This is a genomic window from Anaerotruncus sp. DFI.9.16 (genome assembly GCF_024461615.1).
Taxonomy (GTDB): domain Bacteria; phylum Bacillota; class Clostridia; order Oscillospirales; family Ruminococcaceae; genus Anaerotruncus; species Anaerotruncus massiliensis.
Genome location: NZ_JANFZX010000023.1, coordinates 21,621 through 44,038, shown reverse-complemented (window position 1 = coordinate 44,038; position 22,418 = coordinate 21,621). Strand labels below are relative to the sequence as shown.

Annotated in this window: 21 protein-coding genes; 12 read left to right on the top strand and 9 right to left on the bottom strand. The window is 62.0% G+C overall.

Going from position 1 to position 22,418, the window contains the following annotated elements:
* Nucleotides 1-202 precede the first annotated feature (202 nt).
* The 9 genes from NE609_RS10290 (at nt 203) to NE609_RS10250 (ending at nt 12,846) form a co-directional block, all read left to right on the top strand.
* Entirely contained in the window at nt 203-511 is a 309-nt protein-coding gene (locus NE609_RS10290; protein ID WP_101553104.1) for a V-type ATP synthase subunit F, read from the top strand.
* Nucleotides 512-544: 33 nt separating this feature from the next.
* Nucleotides 545-1,144 (top strand): V-type ATP synthase subunit E, encoded by a 600-nt coding sequence (locus tag NE609_RS10285; RefSeq protein WP_256152447.1) that lies wholly within the window; start codon nt 545-547, stop codon nt 1,142-1,144.
* Between the two features lie 17 nt (nt 1,145-1,161).
* Nucleotides 1,162-2,919: a V-type ATP synthase subunit A gene (locus NE609_RS10280; RefSeq protein WP_256152446.1), complete on the top strand. Its 1,758-nt coding sequence runs from the start codon at nt 1,162-1,164 to the stop codon at nt 2,917-2,919.
* Nucleotides 2,920-2,932: 13 nt separating this feature from the next.
* Entirely contained in the window at nt 2,933-4,339 is a 1,407-nt protein-coding gene (locus tag NE609_RS10275) for a V-type ATP synthase subunit B (RefSeq protein ID WP_256152445.1), read from the top strand.
* Nucleotides 4,340-4,366: 27 nt separating this feature from the next.
* A complete protein-coding gene (locus NE609_RS10270) occupies nt 4,367-4,990 on the top strand; it encodes a V-type ATP synthase subunit D (protein WP_101553100.1) in 624 nt (207 codons plus the stop codon).
* 156 nt (nt 4,991-5,146) lie between these two features.
* A complete protein-coding gene (locus NE609_RS10265) occupies nt 5,147-7,381 on the top strand; it encodes an EAL domain-containing protein (RefSeq protein WP_256152444.1) in 2,235 nt (744 codons plus the stop codon).
* 283 nt (nt 7,382-7,664) lie between these two features.
* Nucleotides 7,665-10,631, top strand: a complete 2,967-nt coding sequence (locus NE609_RS10260; RefSeq protein WP_256152443.1) for an acyl-CoA dehydratase activase-related protein — start codon at nt 7,665-7,667, stop codon at nt 10,629-10,631.
* On the top strand, nt 10,615-11,973 hold the full coding sequence (locus NE609_RS10255) for a 2-hydroxyacyl-CoA dehydratase (protein WP_121586287.1): 1,359 nt from the start codon (nt 10,615-10,617) through the stop codon (nt 11,971-11,973). Before NE609_RS10260 ends, NE609_RS10255 begins: the two co-directional genes overlap by 17 nt.
* Nucleotides 11,974-11,994: 21 nt before the next feature.
* Entirely contained in the window at nt 11,995-12,846 is an 852-nt protein-coding gene (locus tag NE609_RS10250; RefSeq protein WP_305144891.1) for a hypothetical protein, read from the top strand.
* Nucleotides 12,847-12,996: 150 nt separating this feature from the next.
* Here the strand turns inward: NE609_RS10250 and NE609_RS10245 are convergent, their stop codons facing one another.
* From NE609_RS10245 to NE609_RS10230, 4 genes are read right to left on the bottom strand one after another with little or no spacing between them, the layout of a single operon-like run.
* The gene (locus tag NE609_RS10245) at nt 12,997-13,308 is read right to left on the bottom strand and encodes a YbjQ family protein (protein ID WP_101553095.1); all 312 of its coding nucleotides are present in this window, start codon (nt 13,306-13,308) and stop codon (nt 12,997-12,999) included.
* Nucleotides 13,289-13,510, bottom strand: coding sequence for a hypothetical protein (locus tag NE609_RS10240; RefSeq protein WP_101553094.1), 222 nt, complete (start codon nt 13,508-13,510; stop codon nt 13,289-13,291). Before NE609_RS10240 ends, NE609_RS10245 begins: the two co-directional genes overlap by 20 nt.
* Before the next feature lie 15 nt (nt 13,511-13,525).
* Nucleotides 13,526-13,996, bottom strand: coding sequence for a methylated-DNA--[protein]-cysteine S-methyltransferase (locus NE609_RS10235; RefSeq protein WP_121586289.1), 471 nt, complete (start codon nt 13,994-13,996; stop codon nt 13,526-13,528).
* Nucleotides 13,997-14,014: 18 nt separating this feature from the next.
* Nucleotides 14,015-14,938 carry a DUF1848 domain-containing protein gene (locus NE609_RS10230; protein WP_256152442.1) on the bottom strand — a complete coding sequence of 308 codons (924 nt, stop codon included), beginning with the start codon at nt 14,936-14,938 and terminating at the stop codon, nt 14,015-14,017.
* 251 nt (nt 14,939-15,189) lie between these two features.
* On the opposite strand from NE609_RS10230, the gene NE609_RS10225 reads away from it, so the two are divergent.
* From NE609_RS10225 to NE609_RS10215, 3 genes are all read left to right on the top strand, one after another.
* Entirely contained in the window at nt 15,190-15,399 is a 210-nt protein-coding gene (locus NE609_RS10225) for a helix-turn-helix domain-containing protein (RefSeq protein ID WP_101553091.1), read from the top strand.
* The gene (locus NE609_RS10220) at nt 15,389-16,204 is read left to right on the top strand and encodes a hypothetical protein (protein ID WP_256152441.1); all 816 of its coding nucleotides are present in this window, start codon (nt 15,389-15,391) and stop codon (nt 16,202-16,204) included. Before NE609_RS10225 ends, NE609_RS10220 begins: the two co-directional genes overlap by 11 nt.
* Before the next feature lie 145 nt (nt 16,205-16,349).
* Nucleotides 16,350-17,048, top strand: a complete 699-nt coding sequence (locus NE609_RS10215; protein ID WP_256152440.1) for a Crp/Fnr family transcriptional regulator — start codon at nt 16,350-16,352, stop codon at nt 17,046-17,048.
* Between the two features lie 183 nt (nt 17,049-17,231).
* On the opposite strand, the gene NE609_RS10210 is transcribed toward NE609_RS10215, so the two are convergent.
* From NE609_RS10210 to NE609_RS10190, 5 genes are all read right to left on the bottom strand, one after another.
* Entirely contained in the window at nt 17,232-18,200 is a 969-nt protein-coding gene (locus NE609_RS10210) for a xanthine dehydrogenase family protein subunit M (RefSeq protein WP_256152439.1), read from the bottom strand.
* Nucleotides 18,197-18,688, bottom strand: coding sequence for a (2Fe-2S)-binding protein (locus tag NE609_RS10205; protein WP_256152438.1), 492 nt, complete (start codon nt 18,686-18,688; stop codon nt 18,197-18,199). The genes NE609_RS10210 and NE609_RS10205 overlap by 4 nt, the downstream gene beginning before the upstream one ends.
* Nucleotides 18,681-21,002 (bottom strand): xanthine dehydrogenase family protein molybdopterin-binding subunit, encoded by a 2,322-nt coding sequence (locus NE609_RS10200; RefSeq protein ID WP_256152437.1) that lies wholly within the window; start codon nt 21,000-21,002, stop codon nt 18,681-18,683. The genes NE609_RS10205 and NE609_RS10200 overlap by 8 nt, the downstream gene beginning before the upstream one ends.
* A 130-nt stretch (nt 21,003-21,132) precedes the next feature.
* A complete protein-coding gene (locus NE609_RS10195; RefSeq protein WP_256152436.1) occupies nt 21,133-21,609 on the bottom strand; it encodes a hypothetical protein in 477 nt (158 codons plus the stop codon).
* 9 nt (nt 21,610-21,618) lie between these two features.
* Complete coding sequence (locus tag NE609_RS10190; RefSeq protein ID WP_158595573.1) at nt 21,619-22,299, bottom strand: Crp/Fnr family transcriptional regulator; 681 nt, start codon at nt 22,297-22,299, stop codon at nt 21,619-21,621.
* Nucleotides 22,300-22,418: the final 119 nt, after the last annotated feature.

Genomic DNA, 22,418 nt, shown 5'->3' with positions numbered 1-22,418 from the left:
CAATCTCCGCCGCCGAAGGCGGCACATTTGGAGCGCCCCGGAGGGGCGCGAAAAAAGCCTCGCCGGGCGCAGCGCGGCAAATCGAAAATCAGCGCGCGGCGGAACGCGCTCGTGATTCTTGCCGCTTGGAAAGCGGCAATTCCCGTGAAAGCTGGGCCGCTCGCTGGGCGGCATCATTCAAACCCCGTTGGGAGGGACCCGGATGAAATTCTATACGCTGAGCGACAACGTCGACACGCTGATGGGGATGCGCCTCGCGGGCATTGAGGGCGAGGTCATCCACACGGCGGACGAGGTGCTGGCTTCGCTGCGGCGGGTGATGGCGGACCCGTCGATCGGGATCGTGCTGATGACGGAAAAGCTGATCAACACCTGCCCGAACATCATCTACCGCTACAAGCTGACCCAAAAGCGGCCGCTGATCGTGGAGGTCCCCGACCGCCACGGGGAAGGGGACGTTTCACAGACGATCGAAAAATATGTGAGCGAGGCGATCGGCATCAAACTCTAAAGGGCGCGCGCCCGGAAAATGAGGTGAAACCAGATGGCTGATATGCAGGAAGATAAACTGGAGCTGTTTGAACAGGAGATCATGCAGCGCGCCCAGGCCCAGCGGGACGCGATCCTGAAGGAGGCCGAGCAGATGAAGCGGGATGCGCTCGGGCAGGAGGAAAACCGCCTGCTTGACGAGAGCTTCCACAGGATCCAGTCGCAGATTGACGAGATCAAGACGGAAAATATCAAGGAGATTTCCCGGGAAACGCTCGCGCTCAAGAAGGAGCTTTTCAAGCAGCGGGAGCAGTATCTCTCGCAGATGATCGCCGAAGCGCGTGTGGAGCTCGGGAGCTTTGCGAAAAGCGAGCGGTACGAGGCGTATTTCCTGGGAAAGATCAGGGAACTGGCCGCTTCCTGGAAGCTGGAGGGCAGCACGATCAAGGTGCGTCCGGAGGACACGGCGTTTGAGCCGCGCATCCGTGAAATTTACGGGGACTGCGCGGTAGAGGCGGACGCCGGGGCGGTTTCGCTCGGCGGCGCGGTACTGGTGAACCGGGAACGCGGGGTTGAGGTGGACCTGAGCCTCGACGCGGCGCTCGCCGGGCAGCGGGAGTGGTTTTACCGCGGCTCCAACTTCAATTTTGATTAGCGGCGGGGGGAAATGCTTTGGATAAGAATACCGTATATTCCATCAACGGGCCGGTCGTGACCGTCCGTGGCGCCCGTCAGTTCGAGATGCAGGAGATGGTCTTTGTCGGGAACAGCCGCCTCATCGGGGAGGTCATCAACATCTCCGACGAGCGCACGACCATCCAGGTCTACGAGGGCACCACCGGCATGCGCCCCGGCGAGCCGGTCACCGGCACGGGCGGGCCGCTCTGCGCCACCCTCGGCCCGGGTATCCTCTCGAACATCTTCGACGGCATCGAACGCCCGCTCAAGGAGATTGCAAAAACGTCGGGCGCGTTTATCCCCGAGGGCAGCGACATGCCCGCCCTCGACGTGGAAAAGAAATGGCCGGTCACCCTGAAGGTGAAGGAGGGCGACCGCCTCAAGGGCGGCGACGTCTTTGCCGTCTGCCCCGAGACGTCGATCATCGAGCACCGCTCGATGGTGCCGCCCGGGCTCGACGGCACCGTCGTGTCCGTCCGGCCGGACGGGGACTATACGGTGCTCGAGCCGCTCGCCGTGCTGCGGGACGCGCGGGGGACCGACCACGAGCTGGCGCTCGCGCACAAGTGGCCGATCCGCCAGACCCGCCCGGTGGCCGAGCGCCTGCCGATCGAACGGCCGCTCATCACCGGGCAGCGGATCATCGACACCCTCTTCCCGATCGCCAAGGGCGGCACCGCCGCCATCCCGGGCGGCTTCGGCACCGGCAAGACGATGACCCAGCACCAGCTCGCCAAATGGAGCGACGCGGACATCATCGTCTATATCGGCTGCGGCGAGCGCGGCAACGAGATGACCCAGGTGCTCAAGGAGTTCGGCGAGCTCACCGACCCCAAATCCGGCAAGCCGCTGACCGACCGCACCGTGCTGATCGCCAACACCTCCAACATGCCGGTCGCGGCGCGCGAGGCGTCGATCTACACCGGCATCACGCTGGCGGAATACTACCGCGACATGGGCTACCATGTGGCGGTCATGGCGGACTCCACCTCCCGCTGGGCGGAGGCGCTGCGGGAGATCTCCGGACGCCTCGAGGAGATGCCCGCCGAGGAGGGCTTCCCCGCCTACCTGCCCAGCCGCATCTCCCAGTTCTATGAGCGCGCCGGGTATATGGAAAATCTGAACGGCACCGAGGGCTCGGTCACGATCATCGGGGCGGTCTCGCCGCAGGGCGCCGACTTCTCCGAGCCGGTCACCCAGAACACCAAGCGGTTCGTCCGCTGCTTCTGGGCGCTCGACAAGGCGCTTGCCTACGCGCGCCACTACCCCGCCATCAACTGGACCTCGAGCTACAGCGAATATCTCGACGACCTCGCCCCCTGGTACGCCAAAAACATCTCCCGCGACTTCCTCCCCTGCCGCCAGCGGATTTCCACCGTGCTGCTCGAGGAGGCGAAGCTCAACGAGATCGTCAAGCTGATCGGCGAGGACGTCCTCCCCGACGACCAGAAGCTCATCATGGAGGTCGCGCGGCTCATCCGCGTCGGGCTGCTCCAGCAGAACGCCTACCACCGGGACGACACCTACGTGCCGCTGCCCAAGCAGCTCATGATGATGCAGGTCATCCTCTACTTCTACGACAAGGCTTCGGCAGTCATCGCCAAGGGGATCCCGATCTCCGAGATCACCGATTCGGGGCTGATCGATTCGCTCGTGAAGATCAAGTACGAGATCCCCAACGCGCATCTCGAACTGTTCGACAACTACTATAAAGAGATCGACGACAAGCTCGCCGGGCTCAACCAGCTGTAAAGGAGGCCGGAATATGCTTCAGTTTGTGGGGCTCAGCGAAATCAACGGCCCGCTGGTGGCGCTCGACCGGGTGCCGAAGGTGGCGTTCGAAGAGATGGTCTCCCTGAAACTCGATTCGGGCGAGACGCGCTTCGGCCGCGTCGTCGAGATCGACGGCGACCGGGCGGTCATCCAGGTGTTCGAGGGGACCCGCGGGCTCTCCCTCGAAAATACCCGCACCACCCTGCTCGGGCATCCGATGGAGATGCCCCTTTCCCTCGAGGTGCTCGGGCGCACCTTCAACGGCTCCGGCCGTCCGATCGATGGGCTGGGAGAAATCTTCTGCGAGCGCTCGGCGGACATCAACGGCAAGCCGATGAACCCCGTCGAGCGCGTCTACCCGCGCAACTACATCAATACCGGCATCTCGACGATCGACGGGCTGGCCACCCTCATCCGCGGCCAGAAGCTGCCGATCTTTTCGGGCAGCGGCATGAGCCACAACAAGCTCGCCGTCCAGATGGTGCGGCAGGCGCGGCTGTCGGGCACCGACGAGCAGAACTTCGTCATCGTCTTTGCCGCGATGGGCGCCAAGAACGACGTGGCCGACTATTTCCGCCGCTCCTTCGAGGAGTCGGGGGTCATGGAGCGGGTCGTCATGTTCCTGAACCTCTCCAACGACCCGATCATCGAACGCATCCTCACCCCCCGCTGCGCGCTGACCGTGGCGGAGTACCTCGCCTTCGAGCACGGCATGCACGTGCTCGTCGTCATGACCGACATCACCGCCTACTGCGAGGCGCTGCGCGAGTTCTCCTCCTCCAAGGGGGAGATCCCGGGGCGCAAGGGCTTCCCCGGCTACCTCTACTCCGACCTCGCCTCCCTCTACGAGCGGGCGGGGATCATTGAGGGGAGCCCCGGCTCGGTCACGCAGGTGCCCATCCTCACGATGCCCAACGACGACATCACCCACCCGGTCCCCGACCTGACCGGCTATATCACCGAGGGGCAGATCGTGCTTGACCGGCAGCTCGACCAGACGGGGGTCTATCCGCCCGTCTCGGTGCTGCCCTCCCTCTCCCGCCTGATGAAGGACGGCATCGGCGAAGGGTTCACCCGCGCCGACCACTCCGACTGCTCCAACCAGCTTTTCGCCTCCTACGCCCGGGTGCAGGACGCGCGGGCGCTCGCGAGCGTCATCGGCGAGGAGGAGCTCTCGGAGGTCGACCAGAAATATATGTATTTCGGCCGCATGTTCGAGGAGCATTTCGTCTGCCAGGGCGCGCGGGAAAACCGGGAGATCGGCGAGACGCTCGACCTCGGGTGGCTGCTGCTCTCGCTGCTGCCGCGCGAGGAGCTCGACCGGGTCGACCGGGAGACGCTCGATAAATTTTACCGGCCGGAACAGGCCGTGCAGAAATTCGGCGCGCCGAAGGAGTAGCCCCGGCGGGGAAAGGAGTGACGGCGGATGGCAAACGTACTGGGCGTGACGCCCACCAAGGGCAGCCTGATGGCGATCCAGAAGTCGCTGTCGCTGTCCACGCTGGGCTTTGAACTGCTCGACCGCAAGCGCAACATCCTCATCCGGGAGATGATGCTGCTGATCGACAAGGTCAAATCCCTGCGCGGGGAGATCAGCTCGACCTACCGCGAGGCCTACGAGGCCCTTCAGGAAGCCAACGTGACGCTGGGCATGGTGCAGGAGACGGCGATGGCCGTCCCGGTGGACGACGGCGTGACGATCACCTACCGCAGCGTCATGGGGGTGGAGATCCCCAACGTGCGGCTGGCGGAGAGCGAGATCCGCATGTGCTACGGGCTCGACCGCACCAACTCGAGGCTCGACTACGCCTATGTCTGCTTCCAGAAGGCCAAACGCGTGACCGCGCTTCTGGCGGAGGTGGAAAACAGCGTCTACCGGCTGGCCAACGCCATCCGCAAGACGCAGCGCCGCGCGAACGCGCTGGAAAACATCGTGATCCCGCGCTACGAGGAGACGGCGAAGTTCATCACGGACGCGCTCGAGGAAAAGGACCGCGAGGAGTTTTCACGACTCAAGGTCATCAAGGCCAAAAAACAGCAGGAGGCATAAAAACCCCCTCCGCCGCATGTCCGGCGGAGGGGGTTTTCTTTGGAGAATCCGGATTTTACAGGCCCGCGGGTATTGGCAAACGCCGCGCCGTATGGTAACATAAGCACATCAGGAATCGACAGGTCCCGCAGAGTGGAGACCGATGGGGGTGGCAGCGTGTTCAGGGAGCGGAAGCGTACGGCTGTGCGCACGGCGGTGGTCATGGCCGTTGCGGCGGCCACGATGGTTCTGTGCGCCGCGCTCTATATGCGCAGTGTGACCGGCACGCTGCGTGAGGAGACCCTCTCGGGCCTGCGCGAGGTCGCCCGCCAGAGCGCGGGGAACATCGCGATGCGGATCGAAAAGGACATGCAGATGCTCGAGGCGGTCTCCCGCTTTGTGGGCGCGCAGCCCGAACTGGATATCGACGGGGTGACGCGGGTGCTCTGCGAGGAGGTCGAGAGCACCGGCTTCAAGCGGATGGGGCTCATCACCCCCGACGGCACCGCGCACACCACCGACAGCGTGGAGATGGACCTGGGCGGCCGCGGCTACTTCCTGCGGGCGATGGACGGCGAGACGGTGATCTCCAAGGAGCTGACCGACTACGCCGACGGCGAGCCGATCTACGTCTACGCCACCCCCATCCTGTGCGGCGGGAGGGCGGAGGCGGTGCTCTTCGCCACCAACGCGGCCGACGCCTTCGCGTCGGTCATCAACGTGCGGATGTTCGAGGGGGCGGGCTACTCCTATCTCACCAACGCCGGGGGCGACGTGCTGGTCCATCCGGACAACCCCGAGAGCGAGCAGGGGATGTCCAACATCTTCGACCGCATGGAGGAGGGCCGCATGCTCCCCGACGAGGAGCTCGGGCGGATGCGCCGGCGGATGTCCTCGGGCGACAGCGGCGTGGAGGAGTATTTCCGCGACGGGGAGCGCCGCTACCTCTCCTACACGCCGATCGGGGTCAACGGCTGGTATGTGCTTTCGGCGGTGTCCGGCCACGTGGCCGCCAGGAAGTCCGTCTACCTCACCATGCTCACCCTCGTGGTATGCGTCGTCACGGTCACGGTGCTCATCGGGCTGTTCGGATACATCCTCTTCATGCAGAACAGCCGCCGGCGGGAGCTCGAGCGGATCGCCTTCACCGACCCGGTCACCGGCGGGTACAACTGGAACGGGTTCATCCGCGCGGCCAGGGAAGTTGTCGGCGGCGCGGCGGAATATGTGATGGTCTCCTTTGACATCGATAAATTCAAGGTCTTCAACGACATGTTCGGACACGGCACGGGCAACGAGCTGCTCGGGCAGATCTGGGGGATCCTTTCCCGCTCCGTGCGGGAGGGGGAGCTTTTCGCGCGGGTGTCGGCGGATACCTTCGACCTGCTGCTGCACGCGGCGCCCGACGAGGAGATCGTCCGGCGGCTGACGGAGATCGGCGGGCAGATCAATCCGCCCGGACAGCGGTACACCCTCACCCTCTCCTTCGGGGTCTACCGGGTCGGCCCGCAGGAGACGGACGTCAGCCTGATGAGCGACCGCGCGAGCATCGCGCGTAAGTCGGGCAAGGACGACAGCCGCACGACGGTCGCCTTCTACGACCACGCGGTGCGCGACCGGATCCTGCGGGAGAAACAGATCGAGGACGCGATGGCCTCGGCGCTCGAGAAGGGCGAGTTCGAGGTCTACCTCCAGCCCAAATACAGCGCCTCCACGCGGGAGATCGTCGGCGCGGAATCCCTCGTGCGCTGGAACCGCCCGGGGGTGGGGCTGGTGTCGCCCAACGATTTCATCCCCCTCTTTGAGCGGGACGGGTTCGTCGTCCAGATCGACGCGTTCGTGCTGCGGGAGACCTGCCGCATGCTCCGCGGATGGGCGGACGAGGGCCTGCCCGCGATCCCGGTGTCGGTCAACGTCTCCCGCGTCAACCTGCACGATCCCGGCTTTGTCGGCAAGGTGCGCGCCGCCGCGCGGGAATACGGGGTGCCCCCCGGGCTGATCGAGCTGGAGATCACCGAGACGAGCGTGCTCGACTTCGAGAACATCGGGCGGCTGACCGGCATCATCGGGGAGCTGCACGACGCGGGCTTTTTAGTATCGATGGACGATTTCGGCAGCGGCTACTCCTCCCTCAACCTGCTGCGGCGGCTGCCGGTCGACGTGCTCAAGCTCGACCGGGCGTTCTTCGCGGGGGACGCGGACAACGCCCGCGGGCGCACGGTGATCGCCGAGGTGGCCGACCTCGCCCGCAAGCTGGACATCCAGGTGGTGGCCGAGGGGGTCGAGACGGCCGGGCAGGTGGACTTCCTCACCTCGATCGGGTGCGACGTGGTGCAGGGCTACTATTTCGCCCGGCCGATGCCTGTCGGGGAGTTTGAACGGCTGCGGCGCCCGCAAAATAAAGACGACTGAATCGGACGGGCCCCGCCGCATGGCGGCGGGGCCCGTCCTTTTTTTGCTTTTTTCGACAGAATCGCCAAAAGGATCGGGCGCGGAGCCCGTTTTCTCAAATCTTTCCTGAAAAGTCAGGATTTCGCCGTTTGCGCAAATTGACTGTTCGCTCAATTCGTGTTAAGATGAGGCATAGCAAACTATACTAATATGGGGCAATTTGCCCCTTCCCGGGACGGCTGCGGGTTTGCGCGGCCGCCGCCGGTCTGATCGGCCCCGCAGGGACCGGAGTGAGGTGCTCTATATGGAACGGATTCCGGCGCGGATGACGATGGGGATCGACATCGGCTCCACCACGGTTAAAATCATCATCGTGAAGAACGGCGACGTCGTCTACCAGCAGTACGAACGCCACATGTCGCAGGTGCGGCCCAAGACGCTTGAGCTCATCCGCATGGCCAAGGACGTCATTGGCGGCGGGGAACTCACCGTCGCGCTCTCCGGCTCGGCGGGGCTTGGGGTCGCCAAGGCGGCGGGCCTGCCCTTCATCCAGGAGGTCTTCGCCACCGGCGAGGTGGTCAAGTCCTACGCCCCCGACACCGACTGCGTGATCGAGCTGGGCGGCGAGGACGCGAAGATCATCTTCTTCACCGGCGGGCTTGAGGAGCGGATGAACGGCTCCTGCGCGGGCGGCACCGGCGCCTTTATCGACCAGATGGCCACCCTGCTCGACGTGACCCCCGAACAGCTCGACACGCTCAGCCTCGGCAGCGAAAAGCTCTATACGATCGCCTCGCGCTGCGGCGTCTTCGCCAAAAGCGACATCCAACCGCTCTTAAACCAGGGCGCGCGCAAGGAGGACATCGCCGCCTCGATCTTCAAGGCGGTCGTCGACCAGACGATCACCGGCCTCGCGCAGGGGCGGCGGATCACCGGCAAGGTGCTCTTCCTGGGCGGCCCGCTCTACTATTTCAAGGGCCTCCAGCGGGAGTTCGTCCGTTCGCTCGGCCTCTCGCACGAAAACGCCGTTTTCCCCGACATGGGCCGCTACGCGGTGGCGCTGGGAAGCGCCCTCTTCGCCGAAAAGGCGGGCCAGCCGATGACCTATGAGGAGCTCGTCGGCAGGCTCGAGGCTGCGGCCAGCGAGAGCCACGCGGCGCGCTACCTCGAGCCGCTCTTCGAGAACGCGGACGACTACGCGGCGTTTTTAAACCGCCACGGGAAGGCGTCGGTCGGCCGCGCCGACCTCGACGCCTACGAGGGGGACGCCTACCTCGGCGTCGACTGCGGCAGCACGACGACCAAGCTCGTGCTGATGGCGGAGGACGGGCGCATCCTCTACGACTACTACAGCGCGAACAGGGGCAACCCCGTCGAGATCATCCGGGAGCAGCTCGTCAAGATCCTCGCCCGCTGCGGGGACCGGGTGACGGTCCGCGGCAGCGCCGCCACAGGCTACGGCGAGGACCTTGTGAAAAATGCCTTTTCGATCGACGCGGGCCTCGTCGAGACGATGGCCCACTTCAAGGCGGCGCGCTTCTTCGACCCCAACGTCGATTTCATCCTCGACATCGGCGGGCAGGACATCAAATGCTTCAAGGTCCGCGACAACGCGATCGATTCGATCATGCTCAACGAGGCCTGCTCCTCCGGGTGCGGGTCGTTTATCGGCACCTTCGCCCAGTCGATGGGCTACAGCGTCGAGGAGTTCGCCAAGCTCGGCCTCTTCGCCAGATACCCCGTCGACCTCGGCAGCCGCTGCACCGTTTTCATGAACTCGTCGGTCAAGCAGGCGCAGAAGGAGGGCGCGGGCGTCGAGGATATTTCCGCGGGAATATCCATTTCGGTCGTCAAGAACGCGATTTACAAGGTTATCCGCGCCCACTCCGCCGAGGAGCTCGGGCAGAGCATCGTCGTGCAGGGGGGCACCTTCTTGAACGACGCGGTGCTCCGCAGCTTCGAGCGGGAGATCGGCCACAACGTGGTGCGCCCGGCCATCGCCGGGCTGATGGGCGCCTACGGCGCCGCGCTCTACGCGCGGGAGCTGGCGCTGCCGGAATCGTCGCTCATCTCGGCGGAGGAGCTGGAGGAGTTCCGGCACGAATCCAGATCGGTGACCTGCGGGCTGTGCGGCAACCACTGTAACCTCACCGTCAACACCTTCGGCGGCGGCAAGAAGTTCATCTCCGGCAACCGCTGCGAGCGCCCGCTCGGCCGGGGGGCCGGCGAGCCGCTGCCCAACCTCTTCGCCTGGAAGCTCGAGCAGCTTGAGGCGCTCAAGCCCCTGCCCGGCAGGCGCGGCAAAATCGGCGTCCCCCTCGGGCTCAACATGCTTGAGAACCTCCCCTTCTGGCACGCCTTCCTCACCGCCCTCGGCTTCGAGGTGGTGACGAGCGGCGTCTCCACCCGCGAGACCTACATCAAGGGGCAGTTTTCCATCCCGTCGGACACCGTCTGCTATCCCGCCAAGCTGATGCACGGTCACATCGCCGACCTGCTGGAACAGGGCGTCACGACGATCTTCTACCCCTGCATGACCTACAACTTTGACGAGGAGAAGGGCGACAACCACTACAACTGCCCGGTGGTCGCCTACTACCCCGAGCTGCTGCGCGCGAACGTGTCGGAGCTTTCCGAGCCGGGCGTGCACTTCCTCTACCCCCATGTGGGCATCCACCGCCCCGCCAAGTTCGCCGACAAGCTCTTCCACAACCTGCGCGCCGTCTATCCCGACATGACGCTGCGGGAGGTGCGGGAGGCCGCCCGGACCGCCTATGCGGCCTACGACGACTGGATGAAGGCGGTGAAGGCGGAGGGCCGCCGCGCGATCGCCTGGGCGCGGGAGCAGGGCAAAAAGATCGTGGTACTCTCGGGCAGGCCCTACCACATCGACCCGGAGATCAACCACGGCATCGACCGGCTGATCGCCTCCTTCGGCATCGTGGCCGTCAGCGAGGACTGCGTGGCCGACCTCGTGGAGCCGGTGAAGGTGCACGTGCTCAACCAGTGGACCTACCACGCGCGCCTCTACAACGCCGCCAAATATGTCACCGCCCAGCCGGACATGGAGCTGGTGCAGCTGGTCTCCTTCGGGTGCGGCATCGACGCGATCACGACCGACGAGGTCCGCGACATCCTGGAGGCGGGCGGCAAGCTCTGCACCCAGCTCAAGATCGACGAGATCACCAATCTCGGCGCGGTCAGAATCCGTATCCGCAGCCTGCTCGAGGCGGCGGAAGAAAGGGAACGCAGCCATGCAGCTACAAAATGACGAACGCGTCCTCTTTACCAAAGAGATGAAGCGCGACTATACGATCCTCGTGCCCACCATGCTCCCGGTGCACTTTAAGCTGATGCTCAACATCCTGCGGGAGTACGGCTACCGGGCGGAGCTTTTGGAGAACAGCGGCCAGCGGGTGGTGGACAGCGGTCTGCGCAACGTGCATAACGACACCTGCTACCCGGCGCTGCTCGTCATCGGCCAGATGATCGACGCGCTCGAATCGGGCAGGTGGGACGTGCACAAGGTGGCGCTGCTCATCACCCAGACGGGCGGCGGCTGCCGCGCGTCCAACTACATCCACCTGCTGCGCAAGGCGCTGAAAAAGAGCGGCTACGGATTCGTGCCGGTCGTCTCCCTCTCGGCCAACGGGATGGAGAAAAACCCGGGCTTTTCCCTCACGCCGATGATGCTGGACCGCATCTTTTACGCGATGACCTACGGCGACCTGCTCATGCTGCTGGCCAACCAGTGCCGTCCCTACGAGACGGAGGCGGGCGTCACCGACGCGCTCGTCGACCGCTGGGCGAACCGGCTGACCGACGAGATGAAGGGGCGCGGCCCCCTCAGCTACCGGGCGGTGCGCCGCAACTACGACGCGATCGTCGCCGACTTCGCGGCCCTCCCCCGCAAAACGGAGGAGAAGGTGCTGGTCGGCGTGGTGGGGGAGATCTATGTGAAGTTCTCCCCCCTCGGCAACAACAACCTCGAGGATTTCCTCCTCTCCGAGGGGGCGGAGGTCGTCGTGCCGGGGCTGCTCGATTTCTGCCTCTACTGCGTCTACAACCAGCTCAACGACCACAAGCTCTACGGGGCGGGCGGCTTCTGGAAGACGCTCGTCTTCCGCAAGGTCTACGACATGCTCTGCAAAAAGCAGAAGGACGTCATCGAGGCGGTCACCCGGGAGGGCACCTTCCGGCCGGGGGGCTATTTTCCGCATACGGTGGAATTGGTCCGGGGCTATATCAGCCATGGCGTCAAAATGGGCGAGGGCTGGCTGCTGACGGCCGAAATGCTCGAGCTGATCGAGCAGGGGGTGGGCAACATCGTCTGCACCCAGCCGTTCGGCTGCCTGCCCAACCACATCGTGGGCAAGGGGATGATGCGCATCATCAAGGCGCGCAACCCCGATTCGAACATCGTGGCGGTCGACTACGACCCGGGCGCCACCAAGATCAACCAGGAGAACCGCATCAAGCTGATGCTGGCCAACGCCGCCTCGATCGCCGAGCAGCACGCGGCGCGCGAGGTGCCGCTGCCGCGGCACGAGGAGGAATACGGCGGCGAGCCCGCCGTCTCCTCCGGGTTTTTCAGCAATTCCCTGCATGAATAACAACCGGGAGGAGGGGTCTTTCTGAGCGCGGAAACCTTCTGCGGGACCGTCCTTTGCTTTTTCATCTACAGCTTTTTGGGCTGGTGCTGCGAGTGCGTCTACTGCTCCATCCCGGCCGGCCGGTTTATCAACCGGGGCTTTTTGAACGGCCCGCTCTGCCCGGTCTACGGCTTCGGCGCGCTGGCGGTCATCCACTGCCTGACGCCGGTCGCTTTCAGCCTGCCGCTCCTCTTTGTCTGCGGCCTGCTCGTCACGAGCGCGCTCGAATACTTCACCGGCTGGCTGCTGGAGACGATCTTCCACGCCAAGTGGTGGGACTATTCCAACATGCGCTTCAACATCCGCGGCCGGGTCTGCCTGCTGAACTCCGTCCTCTTCGGCCTGCTCGGCGTGTTCGTCATGCGGGTGCTGCACCCCTTTGTCGGGCGTATGGTCGGGTCCTTATCCTTTGTGATGCTCATCTGGTTCGCCTCGGCGCTGACCACCCTGCTCGCGGTCGACCTCTTCCTCTCGGTGCGCACCGCCCTGCAGCTTTCGGGCAAGCTCGACGCGCTGCGCGACGCCCTCGAGGACGCGCGCGCCCGCACCGACGTGGTCATCATGGAGAAGAAGCTCCAGCTGGAGGAACAGCGCGCGCTGCCCCTCTCCGACCGGATCGACCGGCTGCTGGAAAAGGGGGAGGGCCTGCGCCTGCACGAGCGGCTGAACGCCCTTGCCGGCAGCCACAACGCCCTCCACCGCCGCATGCTCGACGCCTTCCCGCACATGCAGTTCCCCCGCTCCCCCGCTTCGCTTGACGCCCTGCGCGAGGGCGTCGCCAGGATGCGCGCGGAGAAAAAAGAGCGGAAGGTCGCGAAAAGGGACGGAAAATAGAAAAAAGGGGCGCTTTTGAAAAAGCGCCCCCGTGACCCCGAAAACGCTGATCAGGCCGGGCTGATTGCCGTGCTGCCAAAAACCGGGCCGTCAATCCTTTGGATTGACGGCCCGGTTTCTTTCGTTCGTGGACCCGGGTGGAAATCGGCCTTATTTAAACTTGACGGCGGTGCCGTAGGCGATCACCTCGGCGGCGCCCTGCATGACGGCGGAGGAGGCGTAGCGCATGCAGACGACGGCGTCCGCGCCGAGCCCTTCCGCATCCTCGACCATCCGCTTGGTGGCGATGGCGCGGGCCTCGTTCATCATCTCGGTATAGGCCTTCAGCTCGCCGCCCACGAGGGTTTTAAACCCCTGCGTGATATCCCGGCCGATGTTTTTCGATTGGATGGTGCTGCCCCGGACGAGCCCGAGGGTCTCCAGCTCTTTTCCGCTGATCGTTTCAGTAGTTACCAAGATCATCTTCTTCACCACTCCTGATTTCTTTGATTCGTTCCGTCAGAACGTAGATGGATACGCTGATGAGCGCCAGAAAGACGAGGCAGCCCACCACCTTAAAAAAGACCGGCATGGGGACCAGCAGGCAGAGCGCCAGATAGCCGAAAAACCAGAGCACCAGAAAGGTCGTGATAACGGCGGGCGCAACGAGCTTTTTTCCCTTCAAGAAACCGCCTCCTTTTTATCCGCCGCAGCGTTTTTCCAGCGCGAGCAGCCCTTCCTTGACGTCCAGTCCGCCCGCGTAGCCGGTCAGGGAACCGTTTTTGCCCACCACCCGGTGGCAGGGCACGAGGATGGCCACGGGGTTCCGGTGGTTGGCCATGCCCACCGCCCGGCAGGCCTTTGGATTGCCGAGCCTTGCGGCGATCTGCCCGTAGGAACGGGTCTCGCCGTAGGGGATTTCGCAAAGCGCCGCCCAGTCGGCGCGCTGGAAGGCCGTGCCCTCCAGCGAAAGCGGCAAATCAAACGCGCGCCGCTCCCCGGAGAAATATTCGGCCAGCTCCCGCGCGGCCCGCCTGAGCAGGGGCGTCTCCGCCTCCGTGTAGCCCTCCGGCTTTTCGCCGCGCAGGAAGAAGAGGGCGCAGATGCCCCTCCCGTCCTCGGCGATGCCGACCGTCCCGAAGGGGGATTCGGTGTACAGGATCTGTTTCAATGCGTCGCCTCCCAACAGTCAATAAAGGGTTGTCTGGGCTGCTTTCAGGGATTTTGCCGCCCGGTCGGAGATGCGCTCCCCTCCGCGCGGCCAGCCGGTCAGCATGGGGGCGGCGGGGTCGTGCGCCGCCGCGCACCGCAGGGCGGCGGCCTGGCCGGTCGTGGCGTAGCAGTAGACGCAGCCGCCGGGGCAGGTGTTGTACGCGCCGATGTCGACGCTTTCGCAGCAGCCGCAGGCGGGGCGCTGGCCGGGGTCCTTCGCGGCCTTGACGGGGCAGCCGAGGATCCCGCCCACCAGCTCCGGGTCGATGCAGGCCGCGTGCCCGATGCCGAAGGCCGACAGGTCGATCGTTTCCGCGCAGGTAAAGAGGGAGAAGCCGTGCCGCGCCGCGATCTCCCCGAAGCCCCCGGCCACGTCCAGGCATTCCGAGCGGGTCATCTCGCGGTAGGCGCCGCCCGTGTGGCGGTAGGGGTCGACGAAGCTGAAGACGCAGCGTTCGGCCGCGCCCTCCAGCGCGTTGCAGAGCGCCTCGAAGCGTTCCAGATGCCATGCCGTGGGATACCGCCCGTCCACCATGACGGGATCGTACCGCCAGACGACCCGTTTGGGGCCGAGCCGCCGGGAGAGCGCCCAAAAGGCGCGGACGAGCTCCTCCTTTGGGGGCAGGCCGGGTTCCGTCCGCGGCCCGTAGGGGGTCAGCGTGAACTGGAAATAAAACGGGTAGCCCGCCGCTTCGATCCGCGGGAGGGCGTCCAGCATGGGGGCGGGGTTCTTTGTCCAAAAGACGATGCAGTCGACCGTTTCGGGCGAAAGCGGGATCCGGCTCAGCTGGCGGGGGTTATGCGGGTTCGGCACCAGGACGAAGCCCTCCGCGAGGCGGTTCAGAAACCACGCGGAATAATAGGCCGGAATATCCGTCCGGCGGCTTACGCTGAGGATCACGGTCCTTCCCTCCCCTCCGCCAGCATTACCTTTCGTTTATTGTACCCCAATTCCCCTCCGCTTACAAGCACGGATTGCGGGGAAACCGCACCCTGTTAACGAACTGCCGGGCGCGCCGGAATGGCCGAAAAAGCGGCAGACTTACGAAATGGCCCGGCCCATTCGGGAAAATGGGTCAATATTGGCACTATACAAGCCGGGCTAAACCGGCTATAATGGGAGAAAAGAGCTGGGAGAGGGGCTAACAGGCCATGCGGATTCGAATCAGGGAGCTGCGGACGGAGCATGGATACAGAGAACAGGAGCTGGCCCGGCTGCTGTCGATCAGCGTGAGGACCCTTCGGCGGTATCAATCCGGGCAGACGAGGCTCCCGGGGGATACGTTGATGAAGCTGTCCGCGATTTTCGGCGTTCCGCCGGAGGAGATTTTGATGGAGGAGGACGAGGCTGATGACCGGTAAGATCCTATTTTCGCACGAGGGGGCCCGCTCGGAGGACGCGCTCGACCGGACGCGCCCGTTTGTTTACGAGGGGTCGCTGCTCCTTCCCGGCCAGACGAACGATCCCGCCCGGGAGATTACGAATTCGATCACCATCCCGCGTGATATCGCCCAGAAGCTCAGGCGGATCAACGGGAAGTTTTCGCTGACCGAGGTAAAGGCGGGCTATAAAAACGCGAACGTCTTTTCCCGCCGCGCAAAGGTCTTCGACTCGGTCAACCGCGTCTGCTACCTCCGCTATGCCGACGGGACGCTGCAGGTGTGCGAGTTCAAGGGGACGCGCGGCTCCAACTACAGTGCGCTCTATCCCGCGCTGGCCGAGCTGCTCCGCCGGGAGGGCTTTGAGGAGAGGGCGGACGGCTTCGCCGTTCCGGACGACCGCGTGGACCTGCTGGTGGACCTGGTCAACGAGGTTTTCCGGATGCAGGAGGCCGGAGAGCTGCGGCTGGAGGCGGCCGACGAGGTGGACACGATGACCTTCCCCGACGGCAGGCACTACTACTTCAAAGCCTACTGGAGACCGGCGGGGGCCGGGACCGCTCCGCAGGAAGCCGCTGCGGATGCGGAGGATATCCCCGGTCAGGTCGCCCAGATCCGGGCGTGTATCCGCAGGCTCGCGGGGGCCGGCCTGCGCTGTGTCGGCAGGGAACAGCTGGAGGAGATCCAGCAGGCTGCGGAGCAGCTGAAAAACGAGCTGGACATCGTCAGCGGCGTCTGCCGAAACGGTTTGGATTCCTTCGACCGCGCCAGGCAGCTCGGACTCTGAAACAACAGCGGGAACCTATCACCGGGAGGACGCGGCCTCGGCCGCGTCCTCCCGGCTTTCGCTTTCGGCGGACAGCTTGCTTTTTGGCTGCCGGCAGGCTATACTGGGAGTACAAATGTTGTTTTTCCAACAAGGGAGGTGCCAAATGGACGATTATGAAGCCATTCTCCGGAGAGTCCCGCTCTTCGCCGGGATCCGGCCCGACGAGTGGGAACGGATGCTCGGCTGCCTTGGCGCCGTGCACCGGCGCTATCCCGCCGGGGAATTCATTTTAATGGCGGGCCAGCCCGCCGACCGGGTCGGCGTCCTGCTGGAGGGGCGCGCGCGGGTCCTGCGGGAGGAGTTTTCCGGCGCCCGCACCATCCTCACAGCCCTTGCGCCGGGGGACCTCTTCGCGGAGGCGTTTGCCTGCGCGTCGGGCGGCGGGCGGACGCTCCCGGTCAGTGTGCTTGCAACGTCGGACTGCCGCGTCCTGCTGATCGACTACCGGAAAATCATCACCGCCTGTCCGTCGGCCTGCGATTTTCACGCGCGGCTGGTCCGGAACATGCTGGCTGTGCTGGCGGACAAAAACCTGCTCCTCAACCGCAGGCTGAGGCACCTCTCCAAGCGCACCACCCGGGAAAAGCTGCTCTCCTACCTGTCGGAGGAGGCGGCGGCCCATGGCGGCGGGGAATTCGACATCCCCTTCGATCGGCAGGGGCTGGCGGACTATCTCTGCGTGGAGCGCAGCGCGATGTCCGCCGCCCTGTCCAAGCTGCGGGAGGAGGGACTGCTGGAGACCCGCCGCAGCCATTTCCGCCTGCTGCGTCCCCGGGACCGGGAGGACGCGGAGCTGTTCTGACGGCGCGGGTAAAGAACCTGAGACGGGCGCAAAAAGCCGCGGGGCCGTTCGGCCCCGCGGCTTTTCCGCCGTCCTGCAAAGCTGTTTGGGGACAGCTGCCCCCTGCCCTCGGGCGAGAGGTCAAAGGGAGGCAGCGGTTTATTTGGCGGAAGCGGTGGGATTCAAACCACGAGATGTTGCAGCCTATCTGATTTCGAGACAGGCTTCTACGCTTTTGACGAATACTTCAAACCCCATTTTTTTGCGTGCCGCGCCGTTTACATGGGTATCCTGAAAAGGGAAAAAGAACTTTCCGACTTCCTTCTCCAGGGTTCTGGCAATGTCGGGAAGCGCATCAACAGACTTCCCGTTCAGGAAAGCGTCCACCCCCTTGAATGGAACGGGTTTTGTCCCGGCGGCACCGAATATAACACGGCTTTCTGTGACGATCCCGTCCTGAATCTGCAGGCGGATGGCGCTTCCTGTCAATGGGAAATCAAACGATCCGCGCAGGGCCTTCCGGACATAAGCGCTGCGCTCGTTCGCCTGAAGCGGCGGCAGCTCGATACCGACAAGAATTTCGTTATGCGCGAGATTTTTGTTGTTGCGGCCCCATCTGCCATAGAGATCGAAAACAGGTGTTTTCCGCACCCCTTCAGGGGCGGAGATGACGCAGTGCGCATCGTACGCGATCAATGCCGGCGCGACATCAGACTGAAACAGTGCCAGACAGTCAGGGCTTTTCCTGGCCTGGTAGCAGCGGTCTCCACCCCATTTCAGGCAATGGTTCACATCCGACCACGGCACATGGTTGTTAAAGAACATGCAGCGATTTTCCTGCAAAATATTTCCGCCAATCGTGCCCTGATTGCGGATCTGAGGTGATGCGACCCGAGAGGCGGCCTGCCAGATCGCCGTGTAATCGGCAATAGCGCAATGCTGATTCAAGTTGGCAAGCAATTCTGATGCGCCGATGAAGATCCCGCCGTCTTCCGTCTTACGAATGCCATGCATCTCCGGATAACCGAACACGTAGCAAAGTTCCGTCTGTTCCTCCAGCTTCTGGTTCAGGCGGGGGATCAGATCCGTTCCGCCGGCTACGATCTTTGCCTGCGGGTGATCAGACAGGTATTGAATCGCCTCTGCGAGCGAGTTGGGATGAGCAACGATCATTTTTCCGCTTCCTCCTTTCCCATCCGCTCTGCCGCCAACCTGACGGCGTCTTCAATTTGAGCGTATCCCGTGCACCGGCAGAGGTTTCCGGCAATTGCCTCCCGAATACAGCGGCTGTCCGGATGTGGTTCGGATTCCAGAAGCGCTTTGGTGGTCATCACAAATCCGGGCGTACAAAAGCCGCACTGGACCGCACCGGCGTCCAGAAACGCTTCCTGAATAGGGTGCAGCGTATCGCCGTCGCTCAGACCCTCGATGGTCTCTATATTCCGACCGTTTGCCTGCATCGCAAGCATCACGCAGGAATAAACGGGCCGTCCGTCTAGCAGAACCGTACACGCACCGCATTCCGCGCTGCCACATCCCTTCTTGGTTCCCGTCATCTGGCGGATCGAGCGAAGGTAATCGATGAGCAACATACCGGTAGGAACCAGATCCCGGCAGGTCCTCCCATTGATCGTGGCTGAAAAATCAAACAGATTATCCATTGGCTTCCTCCTTCCGGGCAGAGGCTTCGCGTTCCCGTTTTAATTCTTCCGTCTGCTTTTCCATGATCTTCTTGCACACCACGGCAGGCGTGATCGGGACCTGATCAAATCGGATGCCCGTTGCATCATACAGAGCGTTTGCGATCGCTGGCGCGATGGAGATGATCGGGGGTTCGGCAATACACTTGGCGCCGAAGGGACCGTATGGGTCTACGGTCTCGACAAACGCCATATGGATCGGAGGAATGTCCAATGCGGTGGCGGGCTTATATTCAAGGATGGTGTTTGCCTGGTATACGCCCTCGGCATTGATCGACAAGTTCTCTGTTGTCGCGCTGCCGAATCCCTGTACGACGCCTCCATAGACCTGTCCGGCGGCCATCTGCGTATTGATGACTCGGCCGATATCGTGCACGGAAACGAGTTTTTCCACCTTATAGTTTCCATACTCGTCTACGCTGACCTCTGCCATCTGTACGCCGAACGGATAAGAGGGAGCCAGATTTCCGTACCCGGTTTTATCGCCATAATCTGTCCATGTCGGCTCAAACATACCAAATCCGACAATGGGGCTTCCGTTTCTCGTGTAGGAGCATTTTTTGGCGGCTTCATCAAGAGACATGATTTTCTGATCTGTAAAGCTGCCATATACCGCACCGTTCCGCACTTCGCAGTGCAGGACGCCGCAGTGATTGTTCAGGATCTGCTGGATCTGCTCTTTCAGGTTTTTGGCGGCGCTTACGGCGGCACTGCCCAGACTGCTCATCAACTTACTCCCATTGGTACCGGTGGAGAACGGCGTCAGAGCGGTATCGCCCATAACAATCTTGATTTGAGAAGGGTCGACGCCAAGCTCTTCGCTTACCAGCTGCACCAACCCGGTGCTTATACCCTGGCCGATCTCCGACTCGCCAACAAGAAGCGTGAGGTTTCCGGAGCTTTCCAACCTCAGCAGTGCGCTGGTTCCGCTGAATTCGTATTTTCCGGCCTTTGATCCAGAGCAGTGGATCAGGGAAGCAACGCCGAGTCCGCGGCCAGGTTTCTTTTCCGCCCTCTTTTTATCCCAGTCCATAAGCTCTTTGGCCTTCTGCATACATTCGGCGATTCCGTTGGTGGCATATTTAAATCCGTGGATCGAGGTGTCGCCCGCCTTGTGGTAGTTTTTCATTCGCAGTTCCGTCGGATCCATCTGAAGTTTTTTGGCTAGCATGTCGATGGTCTGCTCCAGCGCAAAATGCATTTGCGGATTGCCGAATCCGCGATATGCACCGGTGGGCGTATGGTTGGTATAGAGGCCGTTGCCCTCAACATAGGTGCTCTTGAACGTATAGTTATTGTCCGCACGGAAGCAGGCGATGGCTGTTACAGCGTCAGAATCGGAGGAATAGGCGCCAAAGTCGCTGAGCAGCTTCATTTTTTTGCTGATAAAATGCCCTTCCTTGTCAGCTGCAATCGACAGATCGAATTCCATACCCAGTGAAGGGCGGCAAGCGAGGAACTCTTCCAGACGGGTGTTGGTCATCTTCACAGTCCCCTTGACCAGACAAGCAAGCAGCGCCGCGACGGCAGGCATCGGCTGGTCATTGCGCGCACCGAATGCGCCGCCAATCATCTGTGCTTTGATCTCAATATCCTTTTCAGGAACGCCTGTGACGGCAGAGATATCCTCGCGGATATGGAACCACACCTGAGACGCGCAATAGACTGTCAGCTTTCCCTGATTATAGACAGCTGTCGCGCTATTGGGTTCGAGATGCAGCTGGTGCAGAGAGGGGAATACAAAATGCCCGCCGACTACAACATCCGCGCCGGCAAAATCACTGTCCGTATTTCCTCGTTCTACGATAAGCGGCATCGCCACGTTGCCGGGTTTGTCGTTGCGGGTCAGGTTTTCCGCCGCATATGCATCCTGCAGGGAGGCGACGATGGGCAGCTGCTCATATTCCACGTCGATATAGGCAAGGGCCTCTTCCGCCGTTTTTTCATCCACCGCAACGACTGCGGCGACTACATCGCCGATAAACCGGACATAATCCTCCGCAAATAGCCATGCGTCACCGATGGCGCCCATTCGAAAATACTTGCGGTTCATCGGAATGTCTTTTGCCGTAAATACACCGATGACACCGGGCAGCGCCTTTGCGCGGGATGTGTCAAGCTTTAGAATTTTGGCATGGGCATAGCGTGCATGCAGTTCTTTTGCGTAGTAGGTGCGCGGAAGGATTACGTCGTCACTGAAACAGGCCCTTCCCGTTACTTTTGCAACACCGTCCACACGGCGAACGGGCTTTCCGATATACTTGTATTCACTCATGCCATAGCTCCTTTCTTCATTGATGGACAGGCAAAATTGCGGTTCTCTACTTGCGGAATTAAAACAGAATAAGGACTTTATGTGTTTCCATTCCGATTTTTGCACTGTGATCGTCCTCGGGCAAATAGATTCAGAAATCGGAGGAACTTTCGTTTCCCGGTGTTGGCACAGCCGGGATATCCCGATCTATTATGTGATAGGCAGCCGCCGCGCCGTCGGTTTTTTCTGCGTTATAGCGCCGCAGAAATGCGTCGGTAAGCTGCTCGCAAATGGTGATGACATGTGCGATACCGTCCGTATCCAGATTGTCGAAGTGAATCCCGCAGCAGACGGAAACCGGTTCTCGAACGGACAAACAGATGCGTACAGCTGTTTTTTCCGCTGCGATGGCGTCCTTGTGCCCAGGGACGGGAGTTGTCCACACATCGCATCGGGAAAGGCGTTTCCCGTGTATTTCCGCTCCGGGTGTTGCCAGAGCACAGCCGCCAACGTGGGGCAGTTCACCGCCATACAAAAAGCAGCTCAGGCCGTTCCCGCCCGTTGTGTGGACGTCCAGGCAGATCGTGCATTCAGATGGATGAATATCTTCGGGGTGCTTTCCTTCCATGCGGGCCTCCTAATCCCCATAGTTGATCGGCGAATAGATATCCTTCAGCGCTTTTTGTGATAACACGATGTATCGCTTGCCGGCTTTCATGATGATCCCCTCTTTTTCCAGCCGTCCCATATGCCGGGAAACTGTCTCGCGGGAGGCGTTGATTTTGTTCGCCAGATCCTGATGCGTCAGAGGATGGTCCAGGCAGATCCCCTCGGGCACCGGTGTCCCGAATATCAGAGACGCGTGATACAGTTCACCGGCAAGGCGCTGATATACATTTCCAAACGAAAGATCCGAGATTTGCATGGCCATGACGTTGATCTTACGGATCAGCATGTTTAACACAACCTGATTCAGGGAAGTATCAGATGCTAGATATGATCTAAAAATCGGAACGCTGATCCGATACAGGGTTACATCTGAAATCGCTTTTGTACCATACAGGATTGGTTCGTTATGATAGATCGCGCTTTCTCCGCATATTGCGCCGACTCCCATATTGGTAACAATCTTTTCATCTCCATATATACCGATCAAAAATTGGATTAATCGCCCCGATTTTACAATATAGATACATTGGACGGTATCTCCCTGATTAAAAAGGAACTCTCCTTTTTTCAACTTGATCTCGTCCGCCCCCTGCAAGATGGCTCCCCAAATTGCCAAATCACACCGAATCCACGAAGACGATTCGGTCACATCGAACACCTCTTTCCATTGGGATCCATAAAGATACGCTTGTTCTATAGACATTGGGATCTTGGAATTACAGCAATTTGATTTTTATTGAAGCGTCAAAACAACGCAGGCGTTTTTGG

Excerpts from the sequence above, each read along its gene's own strand:
- NE609_RS10290 (WP_101553104.1), top strand. The coding sequence starts at position 203 with ATGAAATTCTATACGCTGAGCGACAACGTCGACACGCTGATGGGGATG.
- NE609_RS10285 (WP_256152447.1), top strand. The coding sequence starts at position 545 with ATGGCTGATATGCAGGAAGATAAACTGGAGCTGTTTGAACAGGAGATC.
- NE609_RS10275 (WP_256152445.1), top strand. The coding sequence starts at position 2,933 with ATGCTTCAGTTTGTGGGGCTCAGCGAAATCAACGGCCCGCTGGTGGCG.
- NE609_RS10270 (WP_101553100.1), top strand. The coding sequence starts at position 4,367 with ATGGCAAACGTACTGGGCGTGACGCCCACCAAGGGCAGCCTGATGGCG.
- NE609_RS10260 (WP_256152443.1), top strand. The coding sequence starts at position 7,665 with ATGGAACGGATTCCGGCGCGGATGACGATGGGGATCGACATCGGCTCC.
- NE609_RS10255 (WP_121586287.1), top strand. The coding sequence starts at position 10,615 with ATGCAGCTACAAAATGACGAACGCGTCCTCTTTACCAAAGAGATGAAG.
- NE609_RS10245 (WP_101553095.1), bottom strand. The coding sequence starts at position 13,308 with ATGATCTTGGTAACTACTGAAACGATCAGCGGAAAAGAGCTGGAGACC.
- NE609_RS10225 (WP_101553091.1), top strand. The coding sequence starts at position 15,190 with ATGCGGATTCGAATCAGGGAGCTGCGGACGGAGCATGGATACAGAGAA.
- NE609_RS10220 (WP_256152441.1), top strand. The coding sequence starts at position 15,389 with ATGACCGGTAAGATCCTATTTTCGCACGAGGGGGCCCGCTCGGAGGAC.
- NE609_RS10215 (WP_256152440.1), top strand. The coding sequence starts at position 16,350 with ATGGACGATTATGAAGCCATTCTCCGGAGAGTCCCGCTCTTCGCCGGG.
- NE609_RS10210 (WP_256152439.1), bottom strand. The coding sequence starts at position 18,200 with ATGATCGTTGCTCATCCCAACTCGCTCGCAGAGGCGATTCAATACCTG.
- NE609_RS10205 (WP_256152438.1), bottom strand. The coding sequence starts at position 18,688 with ATGGATAATCTGTTTGATTTTTCAGCCACGATCAATGGGAGGACCTGC.
- NE609_RS10200 (WP_256152437.1), bottom strand. The coding sequence starts at position 21,002 with ATGAGTGAATACAAGTATATCGGAAAGCCCGTTCGCCGTGTGGACGGT.
- NE609_RS10195 (WP_256152436.1), bottom strand. The coding sequence starts at position 21,609 with ATGGAAGGAAAGCACCCCGAAGATATTCATCCATCTGAATGCACGATC.